This window comes from Vibrio sp. 1288 (assembly GCF_033344475.1).
In genome coordinates this window covers 1-804 of the sequence record NZ_JAWPOX010000341.1, presented here as the reverse complement: position 1 = coordinate 804, position 804 = coordinate 1, and the positions used below count along the sequence as shown (strand labels likewise).

The following is an 804-nucleotide window of genomic DNA, read 5'->3' as shown; positions in this document are numbered from 1 at the left end:
CTTTCTTTAAATTGGGCAAAATGATCAACAAAAAAGCTTTGGTCGTACTTGCGCCAAGCAAGTGCGCGGCGTCCATCAAATCATGTAAATTGATGGCTTCAAAGCTGTTGGAAATGGCGCGATACATAAATGGCAATGCGATGGTGAAGTAAGTGCCCACTAAAATCCAAGGTGTGCCTATGAGGGAGATTTCACTGTCGGCATAGAGTTGAAGAAGGCCCACAGACGAAACCACTGGTGGTACTGCAAATGGCAGCAAAATCAGGATATTCATCAGCTTGTCGAGTTTCGGAAAGTAGTAAAACACCACGAAAATCGCAGGCAGTATGAGAACAACACTCAGTGCTAGTGCTGAAAGGCCAATAAAGAGCGAGCGACCAAACGCCTGTAAGAAGCGAGGATCCGTAAGCAGTTTAATGTACCAGTCAAAAGTGAAACCATCAGGCAGAATCGTTGCGCCCCAGCGAGAAGAAATCGAGTAAATAAACGTCGCTAGAATCGGGATCAGCATGATTCCGACGATGGTGTAAACGACGCTTTTATGGAATCGAGAATTTACGCCTTGCATGGTTTACTTCCTGCTTTTCTTAGCTGCGTAACTTTTGGCAATCAGCCACTGGTTAATCACCGTAATAAACGCCAACAGCGCCATTAAGATGACCGAGATGGCGGCTGCTAAATTTGGCTCTAGGAACAAATCACCAGACACCAAACTGGCAATACGGATCGTAATGACGTTGTAGTTACCAGAAGTGAGCGCATAGACGCTGGCATAAGCGCCGATCGCATTGGCGATCAAAATAA

Annotated in this window: 1 protein-coding gene and 1 pseudogene; both read right to left on the bottom strand. The window is 45.8% G+C overall.

Going from position 1 to position 804, the window contains the following annotated elements; all coding sequences use genetic code 11:
• Positions 1–568: ABC transporter permease (locus R8O11_RS26645; protein ID WP_318194798.1), on the bottom strand; the 568-nt coding region annotated here is incomplete at its 3' end.
• A 3-nt stretch (positions 569–571) separates the two neighbouring features.
• Positions 572–804 (bottom strand): annotated as a pseudogene (locus R8O11_RS26640) (ABC transporter permease); the annotation flags it as partial.